Source organism: Lysinibacillus sp. ZYM-1 (assembly GCF_001308875.1).
Taxonomy (GTDB): Bacteria; Bacillota; Bacilli; order Bacillales_A; family Planococcaceae; genus Lysinibacillus.
This window is the reverse complement of the sequence record NZ_KQ465106.1, coordinates 47,904-69,724: the sequence shown is the minus strand read 5'-3', so window position 1 is coordinate 69,724 and position 21,821 is coordinate 47,904. Positions and strand designations below refer to the sequence as shown.

General features: G+C 37.5%; 17 protein-coding genes and 1 other annotated feature. All 17 genes read right to left on the bottom strand.

Annotated elements, in window-relative coordinates; genetic code table 11:
• Nucleotides 1-468 precede the first annotated feature (468 nt).
• The 17 genes from radC to AO843_RS00205 all read right to left on the bottom strand — a co-directional run bounded on the left by radC (nucleotide 469) and on the right by AO843_RS00205 (nucleotide 21,763).
• Nucleotides 469-1,140 (bottom strand): RadC family protein, encoded by a 672-nt coding sequence (gene radC / locus AO843_RS00285; RefSeq protein WP_197278847.1) that lies wholly within the window; start codon nucleotides 1,138-1,140, stop codon nucleotides 469-471.
• Nucleotides 1,141-1,173: 33 nt separating this feature from the next.
• Entirely contained in the window at nucleotides 1,174-1,767 is a 594-nt protein-coding gene (locus AO843_RS00280; protein ID WP_054609170.1) for a Maf family protein, read from the bottom strand.
• 98 nt (nucleotides 1,768-1,865) lie between these two features.
• The gene (locus AO843_RS00275; protein ID WP_054609169.1) at nucleotides 1,866-2,510 is read right to left on the bottom strand and encodes a hypothetical protein; all 645 of its coding nucleotides are present in this window, start codon (nucleotides 2,508-2,510) and stop codon (nucleotides 1,866-1,868) included.
• A gap of 179 nt (nucleotides 2,511-2,689) precedes the next feature.
• Complete coding sequence (locus tag AO843_RS00270) at nucleotides 2,690-3,949, bottom strand: bifunctional folylpolyglutamate synthase/dihydrofolate synthase (RefSeq protein WP_054609168.1); 1,260 nt, start codon at nucleotides 3,947-3,949, stop codon at nucleotides 2,690-2,692.
• Nucleotides 3,946-5,253: a bifunctional folylpolyglutamate synthase/dihydrofolate synthase gene (locus AO843_RS00265; protein WP_231630032.1), complete on the bottom strand. Its 1,308-nt coding sequence runs from the start codon at nucleotides 5,251-5,253 to the stop codon at nucleotides 3,946-3,948. Before AO843_RS00265 ends, AO843_RS00270 begins: the two co-directional genes overlap by 4 nt.
• A 119-nt stretch (nucleotides 5,254-5,372) precedes the next feature.
• Nucleotides 5,373-5,801 (bottom strand): hypothetical protein, encoded by a 429-nt coding sequence (locus AO843_RS00260; RefSeq protein ID WP_231630031.1) that lies wholly within the window; start codon nucleotides 5,799-5,801, stop codon nucleotides 5,373-5,375.
• A 234-nt stretch (nucleotides 5,802-6,035) separates the two neighbouring features.
• Nucleotides 6,036-8,681 (bottom strand): valine--tRNA ligase, encoded by a 2,646-nt coding sequence (locus AO843_RS00255; RefSeq protein ID WP_054609166.1) that lies wholly within the window; start codon nucleotides 8,679-8,681, stop codon nucleotides 6,036-6,038.
• Nucleotides 8,682-8,761: 80 nt separating this feature from the next.
• Nucleotides 8,762-9,019 (bottom strand) — a binding site (T-box leader).
• A 273-nt stretch (nucleotides 9,020-9,292) separates the two neighbouring features.
• Nucleotides 9,293-10,054 (bottom strand): valyl-tRNA synthetase, encoded by a 762-nt coding sequence (locus AO843_RS00250; protein ID WP_231630030.1) that lies wholly within the window; start codon nucleotides 10,052-10,054, stop codon nucleotides 9,293-9,295.
• 92 nt (nucleotides 10,055-10,146) lie between these two features.
• The gene (locus tag AO843_RS00245) at nucleotides 10,147-10,593 is read right to left on the bottom strand and encodes a CoxG family protein (RefSeq protein ID WP_054609164.1); all 447 of its coding nucleotides are present in this window, start codon (nucleotides 10,591-10,593) and stop codon (nucleotides 10,147-10,149) included.
• Nucleotides 10,594-10,837: 244 nt separating this feature from the next.
• Nucleotides 10,838-12,130: a glutamate-1-semialdehyde 2,1-aminomutase gene (gene hemL / locus AO843_RS00240; protein WP_054609163.1), complete on the bottom strand. Its 1,293-nt coding sequence runs from the start codon at nucleotides 12,128-12,130 to the stop codon at nucleotides 10,838-10,840.
• Nucleotides 12,131-13,111: a porphobilinogen synthase gene (gene hemB, locus AO843_RS00235; RefSeq protein ID WP_054609162.1), complete on the bottom strand. Its 981-nt coding sequence runs from the start codon at nucleotides 13,109-13,111 to the stop codon at nucleotides 12,131-12,133.
• Nucleotides 13,108-13,869 carry a uroporphyrinogen-III synthase gene (locus AO843_RS00230; RefSeq protein ID WP_054609161.1) on the bottom strand — a complete coding sequence of 254 codons (762 nt, stop codon included), beginning with the start codon at nucleotides 13,867-13,869 and terminating at the stop codon, nucleotides 13,108-13,110. The genes hemB and AO843_RS00230 overlap by 4 nt, the downstream gene beginning before the upstream one ends.
• Nucleotides 13,859-14,791 (bottom strand): hydroxymethylbilane synthase, encoded by a 933-nt coding sequence (hemC, locus tag AO843_RS00225; protein ID WP_054609160.1) that lies wholly within the window; start codon nucleotides 14,789-14,791, stop codon nucleotides 13,859-13,861. Before hemC ends, AO843_RS00230 begins: the two co-directional genes overlap by 11 nt.
• Before the next feature lie 18 nt (nucleotides 14,792-14,809).
• Nucleotides 14,810-15,637 carry a cytochrome C assembly family protein gene (locus tag AO843_RS00220; protein WP_036119291.1) on the bottom strand — a complete coding sequence of 276 codons (828 nt, stop codon included), beginning with the start codon at nucleotides 15,635-15,637 and terminating at the stop codon, nucleotides 14,810-14,812.
• A gap of 174 nt (nucleotides 15,638-15,811) precedes the next feature.
• Entirely contained in the window at nucleotides 15,812-17,176 is a 1,365-nt protein-coding gene (gene hemA, locus AO843_RS00215) for a glutamyl-tRNA reductase (RefSeq protein WP_054609159.1), read from the bottom strand.
• A 198-nt stretch (nucleotides 17,177-17,374) separates the two neighbouring features.
• A complete protein-coding gene (locus AO843_RS00210; RefSeq protein ID WP_054609158.1) occupies nucleotides 17,375-20,296 on the bottom strand; it encodes a VWA domain-containing protein in 2,922 nt (973 codons plus the stop codon).
• An 18-nt stretch (nucleotides 20,297-20,314) separates the two neighbouring features.
• Nucleotides 20,315-21,763, bottom strand: a complete 1,449-nt coding sequence (locus AO843_RS00205) for an S-layer homology domain-containing protein (RefSeq protein ID WP_054609157.1) — start codon at nucleotides 21,761-21,763, stop codon at nucleotides 20,315-20,317.
• Between the last annotated feature and the right edge of the window lie 58 nt (nucleotides 21,764-21,821).

The following is a 21,821-nucleotide window of genomic DNA, read 5'->3' as shown; positions in this document are numbered from 1 at the left end:
TCACACCTTGAAAAAACTACACACTTATTCGGCTCACCACCAATTTCAATGGGAGTCTTTCCTGAATAAAGATAAAATTCATACCGTTCATTATAACGGAAAAGCGCAAGAATTTGTAGTGTCACATACCTCATCTCACAGAAAAGATACTATTTTAATTCCCTCTTAAACTAAAAATAGTACGTATAGATTAGCATATAATTTTTACTCTCATAAGACAATGTGTATTAAGCTACCAATTTTTGTGAAGATAAATATAAAGTTTCTAGAATACATTAACGATTTAAAATGAAAAAGGTTCGCCAGTAAACCACAAAAAAATACAAAAATTTTATAATTACCTATCAATAATGCGTCAGATGTAATGCTATCCAGATCTTTCGAGTTTGTTCGACAAGCTCCTCTACACCTATGAGATATCCGCAAAGGCTGAATCAAGAAAAAAAACTCTGCAAATTGCATGCAGAGTTAAAAATGCCCTTTTTCCTTCAAACTAATAAATTGATGATCTCCGATGATCACATGATCGATTAATTCGATGCCTATAATATAACCAGCTTCTTCAATCCTCTTCGTCACCTCAATATCCTCCGAGCTTGGCGTCGGTACTCCACTAGGATGATTATGTGCACAAATGATAGAAGCAGCAGATCGCTTCACTGCTTCTCTAAAAATTTCCCTAGGATGCACGATGGAGGCGTTTAAACTACCAATGAAAATCGTCTGTTTGTGAATAACTTGATTTTTGATATTTAAAAAGAGAACTACAAAATGTTCCTGATTAAGTGAAGTCATATCAGGCATTAAATAAGCAGCAGCATCTTGTGGGGAACGAATTGTAAATTTCTCATCATTTTGTTTTTGGGCTAGTCGTCTACCAAGTTCGATGGCGGCTAATAATTGAATAGCCTTTACCTCACCGATTCCTTTAATAGCCACCATTTCTTCGATAGTTGCGTGCTTCAAATGATGGAGGCGTTCAAAAACATTTAATACTCTATTCGCGAGTACAAGAACGGATTCTTCCTTTGTACCTGTCCTTAATAAAATAGCAAGTAGCTCTTGGTTGGATAGACTTTCTGCCCCTTGTCGTAGCAACCTTTCACGGGGACGATCTTCCATATGAACATCACGTAACATCAAAGTTGGCAAAACCTCATCTAGCAAAAATGCTCACTCCTTCGCAAATTGGACTATTTGCAGGTCTACCAATTGCGAAAACAACGCTGCGAGTGGTAAACCTACAACATTGTTATAATCTCCTTCAATTCGTTTCACTAAAAGTGTACCTATTGTCTGAATACCATAACCGCCTGCTTTATCAAAGGGGTCTCCAGAGTCGACATAGGCTTCAATCAATTCCTGTGATAATGGATGAAAAACAACTGTTGTTTCTTCCACAAAGATGCTTTCCTTCCCATCAGGTTCAATAATAGCGACCGCTGTCATCACGACATGTTTATTGGCTGATAAACGTAGTAAGTGAGAAATAGCCTCCTCACGAGATTTTGGTTTATGTAGTAGCTCATTATTGTAAACAACGATTGTATCTGCACCAATGATTGTTGCATTCGATGCTTTTTTAGCTACATCACGTGTTTTTAAGAGAGCTACTCCTTTTACATATTCTTGCATTGTACTAGCTTGTACACTTGTTTCTTCAACTTCACTTGTCATGACCTCAAACGGAAGTGCTAACATTTCCAGCAATTCCTTTCGCCTTGGTGAAGCTGAGGCAAGTACAAGCTTATGATTTGTGTTCAACATGATCTGACCATTCCTCCTTACCTTTATGATACCGAAGAATGTTTAATTTGAAAATTTTCAAAAAATCAAGATAATAATGATTTCACTATCTTTCCCTTTTAAAATTTCACTTGGAGACAAGTATTTTTAGCTTGATAATGGGCAAAAACTTGCAAACGGATGACGCTGATATCGTTGGAAATGGTAGAGGCAGCTGCTCCAATCGATTGCCAATCCTCTGGTAGAGTTGAATCCTTTCCGTTTTCCTTAAAATTTAATTTTGTGGCATTTTTGTCTGCTAAAGCAGCTGGCAGTTCCACAAGCGTTGGCTGCTTACAGCTTTCACCACTGACACTAAATGCTTTTTTAAAGGTTGCAGGTTCCTGTAAAAATTCAAGCTGACTTTCTTCAATCACCATGCTTGTCCAAACATAAAATTTGCCATCAACCTCAACAATAGCGCTCTCTTTTAATGCTGGGTACTCGGCAACAAATGCACTTGCACTCTCATAATTCGAATACACACCTGCTTGAGTAGCAAAAAACATAGATGCATTAGATGTACTGGTTGTCTCACCAGCAGTAGGGATGGTCTCTGATTGTGATTGATTAGTTGCGACATTACTACCATTATTCTTTATAGGTAACTGTGTACTGGCTTGTAAAACACCTAAAAAAATGGCTACACCTAATAAACCAACAAATCCACCAATAATCATCGCCCGAAATATTTGTTTTTTCATCACATGACTTACAATTTTCATTCATCTATCACCTCATCCTTCCAACTATCCATACGTTTCAATAATAACGAGATTTCAATATATAAAAGTATATGTAGAATTAGAAGTGTAAATGCGAATTTATTGAGATTTGATTTATAAGCGCTAAAAGAAAAAATTGCATTCATTAATAAAAAAACTAGGACCTCCTATCAGGAGTCCTAGTCATTCCATACTTTTAATCTATTTCGTACGGCTGTTAATAAATATAACGAGCCGGATACTATTGTTCTTTGCTTACTGTTTGATTGTACCTGTAAGAATTGAGCATAATCCACTAAGACGTTTTTAGATGTTGCATTGGAAAGCTCTAGCAGTTTTTGTGCAGCCATCGCTCGTGGGTTGTCAAAATCAACGAAATAAAATTCATCACTAACTTGCTCTAAAAGTCGAAGAATTTGTTGAACATCTTTATCTGCTAATATTCCCATGACAAATGTGATCCGTTCACCAGGAAACTCACACTTAATCGTTTCGACTAATTTTTCAGCACTCGCTGGGTTATGTGCACCATCAACAATAACAAAAGGCATTATTTCTTCAAAACGGCCTAAAATAGCAGCTTTTTTCACAGCTTCACGAATAGCTTTTTTATTCACAGACACTTCTACGTGTACCGCTACTTCTAGGAATGCTGTGATGGCAAGTGCCATGTTATCGGCCTGATGAGCACCTTTCATTGAACGTGTTAGATTTGAGATTTGGACATTTTGTTCGTCATTTACATAACATTCTCCATCATCGAATGAATATATTGAAAAATGATGACCTAATTCAAAAATTGTCGCTTTTTTTTGAGCAGCTGCTTCATAAACAACACACTTCGCTTCGTCTGGTAAATTGCCAATAATGACAGGGCGATTTTGTTTAATAATTCCCGCTTTATGACGCGCAATACTGTCGATTGTGTTGCCTAAAAATTTTGTATGTTCTAAAGCTATGCTTGGAATAATTGATACAATTGGCGCTACCACATTCGTACTATCTAATAAACCACCCATACCTGCTTCAATTAACGAGATATCAACCTCACTATTCACAAAATGTATAAATGCTGCTACCGTCAATAATTCAAAATCCGTTAGTTTCCCACTTAATCCAGCTGCTTGCATTTGTTGAAAGACTGCATCCATATCAGCTTCCGCAATAGGTTGACCATCGATTTGAATTTGGTCATGCACATCGACTATACATGGTGACATAAATTTACCTACTCTTAATCCATGTTCTTTAGCGATAGCCTCAAGGAAAGTTAATGTGGATCCTTTCCCATTCGTGCCGGCTAAATGTACGACACGTAAGGTTTGTTGCGGGTTTCCTACTAGTGACAAAGCCTCTTCAATCGCCGCCAGACCGGGTTTTATGACATCATCGCTATTGACATGCCACTTATCTTTATAGTAATCAAATCCAGGAATCATCGACCTTCCTCCTGCAGCCACTGGCGAACTCCTGCTATGAAGTATAAAGAGCCCGTAATCACAACAACATCCTCCTCAGCTCTTTCATACAATACAGTTTGGACGGCTTCCAGCCAATCTACATGATGGTGCTTATTGGCATTGGTTGATAACATCTCTAAACTTTCAGCAGGCATTACATTTGGCAGGTTAATTTGTGTAAATGAAATGGACGTTGCTACATCATCCATTAGTGCAATGCTATTTGCGTGATCCTTATCTGCTAATGCTGCATACACAAAACGGTAATTGCCCTTTGGAAATACACTTTTGAGTGTTTGGATAAGTGCAACTGTCCCTTCTGAATTATGAGCACCATCTAAAACAATTTTATTGGGCCATTGTTCAAAGCGGCCAGCCCAATTCGCATATTGCAGTCCATGCCGAATCGATTGGTCAGTAACGACAATAGCTCCCTCTTCACACAATGTGAGTAAAGCTGTAATGGCAAGACTTGCATTATTAATTTGATGTGGACCAGCCATTTTTAAAGCTAAATTAGTCATCACAACATTACCCTTTTCATACGTAAATTGCTGACCCTGACCGTCCGTTCCTTGTAAAATATCCTTAATTGTAAAGTCTTGTCCTAAAATAAAGCATGGTGCATGTTGTGCATCAGCTGTTTCTTTTATAACAGCCAATGCTTCTTCATTGCTAACCCCCACAACAACTGGAACACCCTTTTTTATTATTCCTGCTTTTTCAAAGGCAACCTTGGCGAATGTATCACCTAAAAAGGCTGTATGTTCAAGTGAAATCGTTGTAATAATCGCTAGTAGCGGTGTTACGACATTCGTCGCATCTAGACGCCCTCCAAGTCCTGTTTCAATCACTGCTAGTTCAACTCCCTGATCAGCAAAATATTGAAACATTATGAGTGTTACAACCTCGAAAAAGCTTGGAAAATCTCCATTGTATTGTTCTTCTATAATCTTAGCTAGCTTATTGAAATAGTATAAAAATTGCCCATCAGAAATTTGGTCATCATTTATGGTGATCCGTTCATTGACTCGTTCTAAATGTGGGGATGTAAATGCTCCCACTTGGTACCCAGCATGTTGTAGCATTTCCCTAAGAACATTCACTGTGGAGCCCTTCCCATTTGAACCAGCAACATGAATCACGCGAAGTTTATTGTGAGGATTCCCTAAATGCGCTAGTACTTCTCTCATTAGTACAAGCGGTGCACGTTTATGATCAACGGCTTTTAATGTGAAAATAAATTCCGTACATTCGTTCATTGTGTTAAACAAAAGAAACACTCCCTCTTACTGCAATATCTCTATTTTAGTATAAGTAACGTTTAATAACATGAATTAATTACAAAACACTAGAAAAAAACACCCAGCTAGCAACTGAGTGTTTGATAAATGACCCTCTGTTAATGTACTTGGTGAGCACCTAATAGAGCCCCCATATTGTCCAAAATAATTCTTGCATCATTGTTTAATAATGGCAAAACATCTGGACGTTGTACTAATTCAAAGGAGTTTTTTAATGTTCTTTTTAACATCGAAATATCAAAATTCGAGCAATACTCATTTATTTTATTGATCGTTAATAAATCTGTCCGTGATAATTGGGTACGATCCTGTTGAGATTGACTATTTGCTAATACATGTTTAATAAGCACACGCCCACTGGCATTTAATAGACGATAATATTTTGCTTCTGATAATTTCAATAGATTCGTTTCAATCAACACCCTTGCACTTACAAAATCTAAGTCATCACATGCTTTATTGACTTTCGTAATAAATGTTGTCATATTACCTGTCATATTACCTGTCATATTCACATCTCCATTCATACCATAAACCTACCAATCATTTGGCATAGCCCAATAACAGACCGTTTTCACTTTATCTTTCTGGACTAAATAACATTACGTTAGGTTTTGTTTCCTACTATAAGAATAAAAATCTTTATCTATTAGACTAATTATTCTAAATATTACTATATATTTTTTCCTATTTCAATGCATAACTTTTGCTTCATATAAAAAAAGCAATGGATGACTTTATTGCCATCCATTGCTCTACTCTTACATATTTTTTAATTCTTCTAAACGTTTTAAAACAACCGCGTGCTTGCTTTCATAATCTGCTAATTTTTCACGTTCTACATTTACTAATGCCTCAGGTGCTTTCGATACGAACTTTTCATTGGAGAGCTTACCTGTAACGAGCTTCACTTCTTTTGCCCATTTCTCTAACTCTTTTTCAAGACGTACGATTTCTTCCTCTAGGTTAATGAGCCCAACAAGAGGTAGGAAAACCTGCGCTCCTGTTACAACTGCTGTCATCGATTGACCAGGAGCCTCTAAACTTTCACCAATTGTTAACCCATCTGGATTACAGAATTTCTCTAAATATGCTTTATTCGCTTCAAGTACTGCTACTGTTGCAGCATCTTTTGCTGAAATAAACAACGGTACTTTTTTGCTCATTGGTGTGTTCACTTCCGCACGAATATTACGTACTGAACGTATAATATCCATTAGGAGCTTCATATTATCTGCTTCGTCAGCAAAATGAAGATCCGTGCGTACAGTTGGCCATGCAGCCACTGTAATAGATTCTCCATCGTGTGGTAAGTGCTGCCAAATTTCTTCTGTAATGAATGGCATAAATGGATGTAATAGACGCATCGTTTGATCAAGTACGTACGCTAAAATAGAACGAGTCGTCTTTTTAGCAGCTTCGTCATCACCGTAAAGTGGTAATTTCGCCATTTCAATATACCAAGAACAGAAATCATCCCAAATGAAATTGTAGAGTTCACGACCAACTTCACCAAATTCATAACGTTCTGCAAGAGAAGTTACACGTTCAATTGTTTCATTTAAGCGTGTTAAAATCCATTTGTCAGCAACTGATTTTTCACCCGTTAAGTCAATTTCATCATATGTCATACCATCCATATTCATAAGTGCAAAACGGGATGCATTCCAAATCTTATTTGCAAAGTTCCATACTGCTTCTACTTTTTCAGTAGTATAACGTAAATCTTGACCAGGTGATGAACCTGTTGCCAAGAAGTAGCGTAATGAATCTGCGCCATATTGTTCAATAACATCCATTGGATCTACACCATTGCCAAGTGATTTACTCATTTTACGTCCTTCGCCATCACGTACTAAACCGTGAATTAATACATCTTTGAATGGACGTTGACCTGTAAATTCAAGACCTTGGAAAATCATGCGAGATACCCAGAAGAAAATAATATCATAACCCGTTACTAACGTGCTTGTTGGGTAATAACGTTGATATTCTTCACTTGCCTCGTCTGGCCAGCCCATTGTAGAGAACGGCCATAGTGCAGAAGAGAACCATGTATCTAGCACATCTTCATCTTGTGTCCAATTTTCCGTATCAGCTGGTGCTTCTTTTCCTACGTAAATTTCGCCTGTTTCATTATGGTACCAAGCTGGAATTTGATGGCCCCACCATAATTGACGAGAAATACACCAATCACGAATATTCTCCATCCAGCGAGAATATGTGTTTTCAAAACGAGCAGGAACGAAATTTACTTTCCCTTCTTCGTCTTTTTGAAGCTCTAGGGAAGTGTCAGCAAGCGGCTGCATTTTAACGAACCATTGTGCTGAAAGATATGGCTCTACAACAGCACCAGAACGTTCAGAGTGTCCTACTGAATGCATATGTTCTTCGATACGTATTAACACGCCTGCTTCTTGTAAATCAGCAACAATTTGCTTACGACATTCAAAACGATCCATGCCGTTGTACTTGCCAGCCAGTTCGTTCATTGTGCCATCTTCATTCATTACAAGGATACGCTCAAGGTTATGACGATTACCAACTTCAAAGTCATTCGGATCATGGGCAGGTGTCATTTTTACAACCCCTGTTCCAAATTCCATATCAACATAGTCATCAGCTACAATCGGAATTTCACGACCTACAATCGGTAAAATAACAGTTTTACCAATTAAATGCTGATAGCGTTCATCTTTCGGGTGAACTGCTACCCCAGAGTCACCTAGCATTGTTTCGGGACGTGTTGTGGCAACCTCTACATATCCTGAGCCATCAGCTAATGGATATTTCATATGATAAAAGGCACCTTGCACATCCTGATAAATTACCTCAATATCAGACAATGCTGTTTTTGCTGCTGGATCCCAGTTGATAATGCGTTCCCCGCGGTAAATTAAACCTTTTTCATATAACTCAACAAATACTGTTTTAACCGCATCTGAAAGACCTTTATCTAGTGTGAAACGTTCACGTGTATAGTCTAAACCAAGGCCAAGCTTTGCCCATTGATCACGAATATGCCCAGCATATTCTTCTTTCCATTCCCATGTTTTTTCAAGGAATTTTTCACGTCCTAAATCATAACGTGTAATATTATCCTCACGTAGTTTTGCTTCTACTTTTGCTTGTGTTGCGATCCCCGCATGGTCCATACCTGGTAACCAAAGGGCATCATAACCTTGCATACGTTTCATACGTGTAAGGATATCTTGTAATGTTGTATCCCAAGCATGACCAAGGTGTAATTTACCTGTTACGTTCGGTGGCGGAATAACGATTGAATAGGGCTTCTTCCCACTTTCAGGCTGTGCCTCGAAAAATTTTCCTTGTAACCACCATTCATAGCGACCGGCTTCAATGGACTGTGGGTCATACTTAGTTGGCATTGAAATGTTTTCTGTCATCTTGACTCCTCCTATTGTTTGAAGACTATTGGTAAAGAAATGCTGTTCATTTTTTTCCCAATAAAAAAACTCCTCTCGTCTAAAAGGACGAAGGAGTTTTAGTTCGCGGTACCACCTTTAATTCCAGTAGCGGTTAAAGAAATGATTATCGAATACATTTCTCAGCCTTACCTACTGGCTCTCAATTCGGTAACGGTGTTTAACCGGCTTTAACTACTGTTAGTTCACTAAAGCTGCTCAAGGGCTACTTTCAATTAAGTACAAATAGAAACTTTTCAGCTACCGTTTCCTCTCTGAAAATGTAAACATAATTTACTCTTCCCTATCATAGCATCTGTATTTGATTTTTCTTATTGTACCGCAAAAACGTGTAATTTTTCAAGTGATTTAGTCATCTTTTAATAAGAGTAAAGTAAATAGAAAAGGAAGTGAATATTCAAATGCGTCGACGCAAGTATAACCCTTGGCTTTTACCACCCTGGATAAGGCAAGTTCGTTTTTACTGTAGAACGATTATCATTCCGATTTGTGCTTTTCAGTTTATCCGTGTCATTATTGTTCCAACATCTGGTGATTTAGTTTTCTTATTACTCTTACTACTTCTCAGCTATTTACTTTTGAAAGACATCATTTGAAACACGAACTTTAAGCGGTGTATAGTCTTCCGTTAGATCCCAAATCATTGAAGGCACCTCATGCCAAGAGCTGGATTCACGTACAACAATATGACTTGAAGATTCTCTCAAAATTGTTTTTTGGTCAACAGTTGTAGACTTCTCTTGGTGTGAAACTGCTACTAATGCAGAAGATTGTTTTTCCACTTGTATACTTTCTTCCCTCACAGCAAGTGCCTCTTCATGTTCAAAGGCATTGGCAGTAAAGGACTGAGTTTCTAACACATTGTCATTTTCAACAACCGGATCATATTCGTTAAAAATACTTGTTACTGTCCATTCAAGCTGACACTTCTGATTCGTCAAGCTCGGACGAATATCTTTGACCATTATATCTTTAAGGTCTGATTCCTTCGGTAAATCGACATGTAATGGCACTGCATACTCAAAATAACCTGTATCACCCTGAACATCGAGGGCATCAATGGTAATCAAATCTTCATTGCCTGTAAAAGCTTGCATATCTTGAAAATCGAAACGAACGTGTGCGGTGATATGATATATGCCCATTAGTCGAAGTGAATCCTCTAACTGCATTGCTTGCCACTGAGGCTTAATTTGCACAGCTGCTATTTCTGTTGGGCAGCCGTAGCCAGGAAAACAAAATGTTTCACTCATATTCCAAGTTTTGTGTTCGATAATAATCCCTCCCTTTGCATCATATGACTTATCAGGGAATTGTATGCTAGAATGCTTCAAGTTCAACAGCATAAAAAAGAGTAGACTAGTAGAAAAATGGCATGCTAGAAAATTACTTCTAGCATGCCATTTTCATGATGTTCTTACATCCATTAAACATTTACTAATTTAATTTTATTTGCTACACGATCAGTTAACATTTGCGTTGCTTTTGGTACGATCGGTTTGAAAATTGGATTCAAAACAGGGCCAGCTAATCCGCCAGCGATTACTTCTAAGAAGCCTGTCATTTTTGTGTTTTCAGCATCAATGCTTTCTGCAAGGAAATAGCCGTTTCCTGTGAAATTATCAGAAAGACCTTTAAGTTCAAATGTCACTTTGGAAGGTGCTACCCACTCTAAAATAATAATTTCAACTTCTACTGTTTTTTTCAGAACTCCAACATTCCCTTTAAAAGTCCATGTTGAATGTTTGTCATCAATCATTACATGTGCATTATAACCTGGGACAAGCTTTGCCCATTTTTCCATATCACTGACGAAATCCCATACATGATCAATTCCTACGGGTACTTCGACTGTATGTGTGCCTGTTGCCATATCAATTCACTACTTTCTTTTATGAATAGCTATATTATAAACGATATCGCCCACATTTTGGCTATGCTGAAAGATATAATTTTGACAAAAGCAGGTCCTTCATCTAGTATAGATGAGCGTGCTTGGTAGTTAATATATGCTATATTTTCTCTTTTGTTCATTTATTGCTCAAGTACTATAATGACTTCTAACTTATAAATAAAAAGGGCATGCTAGAAATAAATCTAGCATGCCCTATCAAATTCTATCTCGCTAATTGTGCAAACACTTTATGGAATGCTGCTACTGTTTTAGCAATATGTTCTTCAGTGTGAGCTGTTGAAATGAATAACCCTTCAAACTGAGATGGTGGTAGGAAAATTCCTTCCTCAGCCATCAAACGGAAGTATTCAGCAAATAAGGCTAAATCTGATGATTTAGCAGTTGCAAAATCAATTACATCTTCATTCGTAAAGAAGAAGCCAATCATTGAACCTGCACGATTAACAGTGTGTGGAATATTGTATTTCGTTGCTGCTTCACGGAAACCAGCTTCTAATTGATCGCCTAATTGCTTAAAGTACTCATAAGTACCATGATCTAAACGTGATAACGTTTCATACCCCGCTGTCATGGCTAATGGATTCCCCGATAATGTACCTGCTTGATAAATTGGTCCAGCTGGTGCAACTTGCTCCATAATTTTTTTAGTTCCAGCAAATGCCCCTACAGGAAGACCGCCACCAATTACTTTCCCTAACGTAGTCATATCAGGTGTTACCCCGAAATAACCTTGTGCACAACCATAATCAACACGGAATCCTGTCATAACCTCATCAAAGATTAATAACGCACCATGTGTAGATGTTAGTGCGCGCAAACCTTCTAAGAAACCTGTTTGGGGCGGTACAACACCCATATTTCCTGCGACTGGCTCTACAATAACGGCTGCTAGCTCTGCCCCAAATTTTTCGAAAATAGCTTTAGCCCCTTCTAAATCATTATAGGCTACTGTTAACGTATTGCGCGCGATATCTGCTGGTACACCTGGACTATCAGGAAGACCCAAAGTGGCAACTCCAGATCCTGCTTTAATTAATAATGAGTCACCATGTCCATGATAAGAACCTTCAAATTTTAAAATTTTATCACGACCTGTAACACCGCGTGCTACACGTAATGCAGACATCGTAGCTTCTGTTCCCGAAGAAACAAAGCGAATCATTTCCATGCCTGGAAGACGATCCAAAACTAATTGAGCTAAACGATTTTCTGTATAGCTTGGTGCGCCAAAGGAAGATCCCTTTGCAGCAGTTTCAGCAATTGCTTTGACAACCTCTGGATGTGTATGTCCTAAAATTAGTGGTCCCCAAGATAATACATAATCAATATATTCATTACCGTCAATATCTTTAATGATAGCACCGTGGCCAGATTCCATGAAAATCGGGTCCATGTTTACTGACTTGAATGCTCGTACTGGGCTGCTAACACCTCCTGGCATTAACTGCACAGCTTCAGCATAGGCTTGTTTTGATTTTTCGTAAGAACGTGTCATTTATTTCTCCTCCAACCAACGTGCAACATCTTTTGCATGATACGTAATGATTAAATCAGAGCCTGCACGTTTCATGCCTAATAATGTTTCAAGCACAACTTTTTTCTCTTCAATCCAACCATTAATAGCAGCTGCTTTAATCATCGCATACTCACCCGAAACATTATACGCCACAAGTGGTAATGGATAATTATTTTTCATATCTCTGATGATATCTAAATAGCTAAGGGCCGGCTTAACAATTAAAAAATCTGCTCCTTCTTCGATATCAGATTCTGCCTCACGGAATGCCTCTAATCTGTTTGATGGATCCATTTGGTATGATTTACGATCACCAAATTGTGGAGCACCATCTGCAGCATCACGGAATGGACCATAGTAACTTGACGCATATTTTACAGCATAAGACATGATTGGAATATGCTCAAAGCCCGCTTCATCAAGCCCTGCACGAATCGCTGCAACAAAACCATCCATCATATTGGATGGAGCAATGATATCTGCACCAGCTTTTGCTTGTGATACTGCCGTACGAGCTAAAACGTCTAAAGAAGGATCATTTAAAATTTGATCGCCTTCAATTAAGCCACAATGTCCATGATCAGTAAACTCACATAAGCATGTATCCGCAATGACTAAAAGCTCGGGATGACGCGCTTTAATTAAACGAGTCGCTTCTTGGACAATTCCGTGGTCATGGAACGCACCAGTTCCTACAGCATCTTTTTCAGCTGGTAAACCAAATAAAATAACTGCTGGGATTCCTAATGCGACAACTTCATCAATTTCTGCTTCTAGCTTGTCTAATGAATACTGAAAAACACCAGGCATAGAATTTACTTCGTTTTTAATATTTTCGCCCTCAATTACAAAAATAGGATAAATCAGATCCTCTTTATGTAAGTATGTTTCTTTTACCATTGATCGCATTGTTGCATTGGCACGCAAACGACGATGTCTTTGAAATTGTAGTTTTGTCATGATTTGTCCCCTACTTTCATTAATTCTTCGATGACTGCTTGCATTGTATATACACTAGGCATAATATCCACAGTTGCACCGTATTGCTCAAGAGCTGCTTCCGTAATATGACCGATGGCTGCAATCCTTGTTGCTTGCCACCCAACATGTGCCGCTATATCTTTTGCATACACATCAACAGCTGAAGGACTAGCAAAAATCACTGTGATGTCCGGATTATGATGGATGCAATTGAGAATATCTGATGTTTGATCATGTCGTTCAATCGTTTCATAAACTGTCCACTCTTTCAGATCAAAGGGAAGTCCATCCTTCAGCGTACTTTTCGCTTTTTCCCCACGAATAAACAGACAACTTGGATGATCGCCTGCTATATGCGGAAATTCTTTGACGAAAATATCAGCACTAAATATTGAAGGCATAAAGCTCACTTGAAAACCTAGCTTTTCTAACGCTGTAGTTGTTTTGGTCCCAATGGAAGCAATTTTCCCTTGAAAATTTTGGGCAATTACTTGGTGTCTCCCCATCTTATTAGCAAAAGCATCCACAGCATTTTGACTCGTAAAAATAATCCAATCAAAATGACGCGCACTCTTCAATAATTCTTCATCATGGCTGTCCATGCGTTCACAAGTTCCAATTAATGGTGCAATTACTGCATGGCCGCCTAAAGCTGTAATGTCATCTACAATTGTTGTTGTCTTAGATGTACCTGTTAAAAGTATCGTTTTACCCTCTAAAGGTAAACTACTTTGCATCTTGCTCTGCCTTCACACGTTGAATTAATTCGAAAGCACCTTGTTCCGTTAAAATTGTAGCCAGCTCTTCCCCTATTTTTTGTGCGTCTGTACCAACTATAGTTTCTTTATACACAACAGATGCATCTGGAGCAGCAACAAGGCCTGTTAACGTAATTTCAGCCCCACTTGATGTGGCATACCCAGCGATTGGTACTTGACAGCCACCATCCATTGCCGCCAAAAATGCACGTTCTGCATGCGCCTCTTGCCATGTTAATTGGTCTGTTAATTTAGCTAACTCGGCTAATAGTTCAGCATCATCTCCACGGCATTCAATGCCAAGAGAACCCTGAGCTACGGCTGGCAAGCAATCTTCCACTGATAAAAACTCAGTGACAACATCCTCACTCCAACCAAGTCGTTTTAATCCGGCTGCTGCTAAAATAATAGCGTCGTATTCTTCGGTCTCAAGTTTAGCTAAACGAGTATCAACGTTTCCTCGAATCCACTTAATTTCAAGATCAGGTCGTACTGTTAAAAGCTGTGCACTACGACGTAGAGAACTTGTCCCAACAACAGCCCCAGCAGGAAGATCAGCAAATTTAACATGTCCCTTCGAAATAAATGCATCACGCGCATCTTCACGTGGAGGAATACAGCCAATTACTAAACCTTCCGGCAGTACAGCAGGCATATCTTTCATAGAATGGACAGCAAAATCAATTTCTTTATCGTAAAGGGCTTGTTCAATTTCTTTCACGAACAATCCTTTTCCCCCTACCTTCGAAAGCTGAACATCTAAAATTTGATCACCTTTTGTCACGATTTCTTTCACTTCAAATTCAAATGGAGCACCAGCAGCCTTTAATTCATTAATGAACCAATTCGTTTGCGTTAGTGCTAGCTTACTTCTCCTAGAACCTACAATAATTTTTCTCAACAGTCTCCAACCTTTCCTCTAATACCATAAATGGAATCGCGATAAACTACTTCCTAGGAAGAAGTTCACAACAACTAATAAATAGGCATAAATATGTACCCATGCATATGTTGTGCCTATCAGCTTGCTTTTGCGATTCACATATAAGATAAAGCAGTACAAAATTAAAATAATGAAGGACCCTATGATCTTCGCATCGAAAATCGAAAGACTCTCTAATGTTAATAATGCCCATTCAAACCCTAATATTAAACTTATAAATAACATCGGAATCCCAATGAAGAATGATACATTCATCCAGTTACTCGTCTGCTGTAAAGATGGCAGTCTTGTCCAAAGATGTGACCACTTTTTCTTTTTCAGTAAACGATATAAAACTAGATATAATATGGCAAACACAAATGTTAAAGTGAACGCTGCATATGACAATATCGCAAATGATATATGAATAAAAAGCATTTCCGAAATTAATGTATCTCCGACAGTTCCTGTAGGACGTTTAGGCATAAACGTAAATATACTAGCGAACAAAAATCCTAATATATTTATAATAAATACCGGTAAGTCTACTCTTGCAATGCAATGCAAAATGATGGATAACGTCACGAGTAGCCAGGAGTAAAAGAGAATCCCCTCAGACAAGGATAAAATCGGAAAGCGTTTTGTTTCCACAAACGTTAAAATTATAATGGCACTTTGAATCATCCATACAAATGAAACAAGCCAAAAAGCAATGCGCCTTGCTCGTACTTGCTTATAAAAATAATCAGTAAAGTAAAAAACCAGACTGATCGCATACAAGACGATCATCACTTCATAAAGCCTCGTCATGGTCAAATCAGCCAATAGACATCCCTTCTTTGTAGTGAAATTGTAAAGCTATAATAAGAAAACAAAAAACGTTTTCGTATCCTAAGTTTACCATACAGATACGAAAACGCCTCATGTAATATCAGTAGAGAATCCAATTGCGCATAACCAAACGTACAACATCATTGTACGAAAAACGCATTAGATATTTTAGAAAGAATACTTTGGTTCAGCAGAAGTTTGAGTTGCCTGTGAGCGTTCTTTGCGCTCAAGCTCTTGCTTCGTCATCTCTTGAACTTCAGCTTCCACAGCTTCTTCTATACCAAAAATTTGTTGGAATAAACGTAACTGTTCATTTGCTTTTGGTGAATTGGCCATCTCTTTAGCTTGTAAGATTGGCTCTTTTAACAATTGATTAATAATTGATTTTGTATGTTTACTTAAAATTTTTCGTTCACGTTCTGTTAAATCTGGCATTTTATTCTCGATACTAGTCATCGTCTCTTCTTGAATACGATTTGCTTTTTTACGTAATGCAGAGATCACTGGTACTACACCAAGTGTTGTCACCCAATCCTTAAATTGTATCACTTCATTCCCAATCATATCCGTAATATCAGCCGCAGCACGTTCACGCTCAGCTAAATTCGCTTCGACAATTCCTTGTAAATCATCAATATCATACAAGAAAACATTTGGCAGATCGCCAACACGTGGATCGATATCACGAGGAACAGCGATATCTACCATAAATAATGGTTTTCCTTTACGTAAACGTTCCACAAATTGCATTAGCTCATAATCAATAACATAATCCGTTGCACCTGTAGATGTAATTAAAATATCTGCTTCTAAAAGAGAACACTGTAATTCCTTCATCGATTTCGCTTCACCATGGAATTTTGAGGCTAAGCTTTCCGCTTTTTTAAATGTACGGTTAATCACAGTAACTTTTCCTACACCACTACCGTATAGGTTTTCAATCGCAAGCTCCCCCATTTTTCCTGCACCTAAAATAGCTACATGCTTGCGTTGTAAAGAGCCGAAAATTTTCTTTGCTAACTCTACTGCTGCATAAGAAACTGATACCGCATTCTCGCCGATAGCTGTTTCATTATGTGCTCGCTTTGCAAATGTTACCGCTTGTTTAAATAGTTGATTGTAAACTGTTCCTGTTGTACCAATCTCTTGTCCACTTAAAAAGCTTTTTTTTACTTGCCCTAAAATTTGTGTCTCACCAAGAACCATTGAATCGATCCCAGCTGTCACTTTAAATAAATGTTCGACTGCCTCATCTTCTTCACGAATTGTTAAATATGAAGAAAATGTCTCCACAGGCAAATCAAACCAATCAGCTAAAAATTGTTTCACAAAATGACGTCCAGTATGCAATTGATCCACAACAGCATAAATTTCTGTACGGTTACATGTCGAAACAATAACATTTTCTAAAATACTTTTCTGCTTTTGCAGCGCTTCCATTGCTTGAGGTAGTTCACTCTCAATGAATGATAACTTCTCTCTTATTTCAACAGGCGCTGTTTTATAATTCAAGCCTACTACGATGGTATGCATGAATAACACCTCACACGTTCTAATTCACAAATCTCATTATAGCACAGTTCGACAATAGTTCATCTATAATTTGTGAACATGTCATGAAGAACTGTCTTTCGTCATCTACATTAGAATTATTATAAACTAAGTGTAACAAATTATACGTTTTGTTTCAAATTAAAAAACTGCCCCCATATAAGGAGACAGTTTTTCTCATTAATTTGTCATTGTGACAGTTTTTATTGCAATAATATTTCCGTCTTTATCGTATGCTATAAACTCAATTTCATTATTAACTTTAAAGTCCTGCATAGTTTGTACTGTTTTCGTTAACATGAATACATGATCACTACGTTTTTGCAAATCAAATTGTACATCGCCACTAATCGAATTATAGCGTACATTAAGCTTCGCAACGTTTGGACAATTCCCATCAATCCGAGCGCTCATTGTAATATAGCCTTTTCGTAACGATACACTTGCTTCTTCAAATAAATCCTCAGGATTGATACAGCTTGAAGCTGGCGTTTTACATAAAATAGCATCAATTAATTTTTGGAATACTTGATGCAACTGTAAATTATCAATGGCATGATAATACGCTCCACCTGTTTCTGCAGACAATTGCATTAAAGTAGCATCATTTACTTGGGATTTTTTGCCCATACTTACTGTGTATACTTTGACGCCTTGCTTTTTCGCGTCATTTATAACTTTTGTCATTTTGGATTTGCTTGTTTTACCGTCAGATACAACTACTATAGCCTTTGATGTTTTCGTATCATTCGAGAATTTTGTTAATGCAATATCAATGCCTGTAAAAATATCCGTCGCACCTTTATCTTTAGATGCTTTATATAGATCTTTCTTCAACACTGCGTCTGTTGTACCTTCACCAAGAATCGTTGCATTTGTGTTGGTTTCGATGACAATGTTATTTTTTGCTTTTAATTGATTGATTAATTCAATCATTTTTTTCCCACGATAATTGGTTGGATCGACTGCCTTCATGGAAGAAGAATAATCCACTACATATGCAATTTCTGTTGCTAATGAACAAGAGTTTTTACTGAAGTATGGATTAGTAAAAATTTCTTTCGTCACTGTTTTATCTTTTAAACCCTTTAAAATCGTTGCATAGCGAGGGTCTAATGGATTAACAAGTTTTGCTTCTACTTTTGATTTTCCATAAATAATGGAGTCAAAGTATGCTACAGCAGTACCTGGATTACCTGTATTATTTAATGGATCAGAAGTATTAGTAATAAATGAAGCTGTTTTTTCCACTCCATCAAACTTAATTTTTACTGTTCCTTGATAATCCGTAACAGGTTCTCCACCAGGGCGAACTAAAGTCACCATGACTTTTGTATATCGATCTTTCCCAGATGGTCTAGATGCAGCATCAGCACTTTCTTTCAATGCCTCTACTCGTTTTTTATAGGCCTCTACTTGTCCAAGTAGCTTCCCACCTTGATATTTTAATAATACCGTACGATCATAGTTACTTAGGTTTGTAAAGATAGAATAAATTTTCATGACACTATCATAATGCTCTAGTGTCAATTTTTTTTCTTCAGGCATATGGTTCATAAGTTGAATGATAGCGCCAACTGGATTAATGTTCTCTACCTGCGAGGCGATATCATCATCAATACCTTGAACGCGATAAATTGGACGACCATCATCAGAAATCATATACATTATTTCTGTTTTGGCTGGCGTTGTTACAGAGTTATCCAAACGACGATTTAAAAGTTCCTCAAATAGATAAACGGAAATATCGTAGTTTTCAAATTGCAAAATAGCATTTTCATAACCTAGTGCAGGATATTTAGGATCAGATCCTCCGTAACGTAAATAGACATTTTGGACATTGCCTAAAGCGTCCGTTACATTTGTTTGCTGCCCTATACTAAATAACTTTTTATCTCCATCATATTTAAAAGGAATTGGCGAGTACACATCAATTAAGTTTTGTGTGAAGAACTCTGGTAATTTTTCATATGGGACATACGGCGGTGTCACACTACCATTATCATCATCCTTATTTGTAGGATCATATACTTGGTAATCAATACGCAATTCTGGTTGTGGTGAATAACGAACTTCTGCATTTAACTTCTCTCCAACAAGACACTTCATTGCTGGATCTGTATTATTAACTAGTTCAAAGGAAATTATATCACGCACAGACTTCGTTAACTTTGGCGCAACAACTATAGCTGACACAGTCGAACCATCAGATTGGACAGTTTTAACAGCTTCGCCTGAAGTATCGACAATTGTGCCGTAAGTTGACGTCACACGGAATGTATAAGATTTATCATCCGCAATAGGGTCACCATTACAAGCCTTTAACGATACAGTTACAAGTGTAGAATCAACTTCATTCGCAATTAAATCAGGTTTTTCCACGACAATACTTTGTAATGCATTATTAACATACTCAGGTCCAGTAAAATCATTTGAGTTATCTTTTGGCTCTTCGAAATCCGCACTACTAGAACCCATGAATCCTGGAGGTAAAGTAATGCTATCATTATCACGACCAGCTGCACTACGCTTTAACCCTTGTACAGCAAAATTGCCATTTTGAACAGCTCTGTATAAGAATGTAGCAACATCACCACGTGTTAATTTTGTTGATGGATTGAAGCTTGCAAATGTATTTTTGCCCGTACTGCTTGTAGATAAATCATTTGAATATAAATATTGAACAGCCTGTGGTTCATCTAAATCCAAGCCTTTAAAAGCAGCATAAATTCGTGCAAATTGACCACGAGTAGCTGCTTTTGATCGATTAGCATTTACATGTGTCCCATTAAACGGTAAATAAAAATCGCTATAAAAGTTATAGGCAACACTATCTACATAAGATAATGCGTAGTTACGATCTAGCTTGGCAAACATGAGGACAAGCTCTCGATCTGTCACTTGCTCATTAGGTTGAAAGTTATTGGCGTTGTTCAAAGACATCAAGTCATTGTCAACTGCCCAGGAAATAGCCTTATAATTATTGCTATTCGTCGGAACATCTCTAATTGTTGTGGCTGCTTGAGTGATAACGGGTGTTGCTGTCATCAGAAGTAACATGAAGCAAAGCGTAGTAAGCAATGCTTTTTTTACATATGTCATTGTTGCTCAGTCCTTTCCTTAGTTAAAGAACAATATGTCATCACGATAGTTTTGTTTTAAGTCATCTTCTAAATATTTCAAGAAACGTTCAAGGACAACTGATGCTTCCGCACGAGTCAGGGGTTTACTTGGATTAAAACGTCCAGCAGAATCGCCAATCATTAATCCAAGTTCATTGGCAATATAGACGCCATCTCTAGCATAGTTTGGAATTTGGTTGTTATCAGTAAACTTCGTTAAATATCCAGGGTTCGGCGCTCTATTTTCCAGTCCTAAGGCACGAACGAAAATAGTCGCAGCCTGTGCTCTTGTGATTGCACCATCAGGCATGAAATGATCGGCAGAAACGCCTTTAATAATACCTTTATTTAAAGCTGATTCAATATAGGAATAGTCTTTAACAGTACGTTTTAAATCCTTAAAGACACTTGTAGTAGGCGCTTTTTTCGATTTCTTTTCTTCAAACACACGTAAATCAACCGCTTTACCAATAGCTGTAGTAAAATCAAGGCGTTTCATTGGCGTATTAGGTGAGAAGAAATTACTTGAATCCGAATAAATACCGAGTGAATAAAGTTTTTCAATTGCTTCTTTAGCGAAATGACTTGTTAAATCACGGAATTTAGGAATAATGAGACGCTCAATAGTTGGCATATATTCTGTATCTAAATCAAGTGTCCCTTTTTGTCCAGAAGCTAAATTATACGTGTATTCCGATATAACATCTTTTTCACTAACAACTGCATATCCACCTTCAAAGCTTCCTAAAGTACCTAGATTCTCCTCGTAATTTAGGACGCGAGATTTACTTGTAGATAAACGATTTTTCACATGGCTCGTCTTGCCATCGCTAAAAGAATAAACAGACTCTGTAATTTGTGTTTCAGTTGCACCCCAAAAGTTTTCATAGCCTGCATGTCTACTATCAGTGTCAATCGTTACAGTGTTTTTAACTGCATTTTTCCCTTTGCCAGTTTCAAAGGCATAAGTCTTTCTTGAAATAACATTTCCCGAGTAATAATCAGACGCTGCACGATTATCTGTAACAGTTCCTTGAGAAAATTGATAATCGACTAAAGAATAAGTAATCGATCCAATAGTAATTTTTTCAGTGTATTTCTTAACTTCGCCATTAGAAGTTTTTTGGCCGATACTTGCATGATCTACGACATCTGATTCGTAGGCGATGTTTCTTGTTAATGTAGCGCCATTATTTCCAGTTAACTTCATGCTATACGTTTCAGTTAGTTTGCCCTTTGATTCTTTTTGTGAAATTTTAATATCTTTACTTGTCCCTTTAAAAATAACGGGTGCTCCTGAAAGGAATACGGCTTCCTCATATGTATATTCATTTTTTACGGCACCTGTTGTTTCTAATGAAGCAGCCGATGCATTGAATGGTATAGTCGAACTTATTACAAAAATAGCTAGAACGACTACCATTAATTTTGACAAATGTTTTTGCATTCGCTTGTCCTCTCTTTCACTGTGCATATATTGCATCATGAACCTAGTTTTAAAAAAT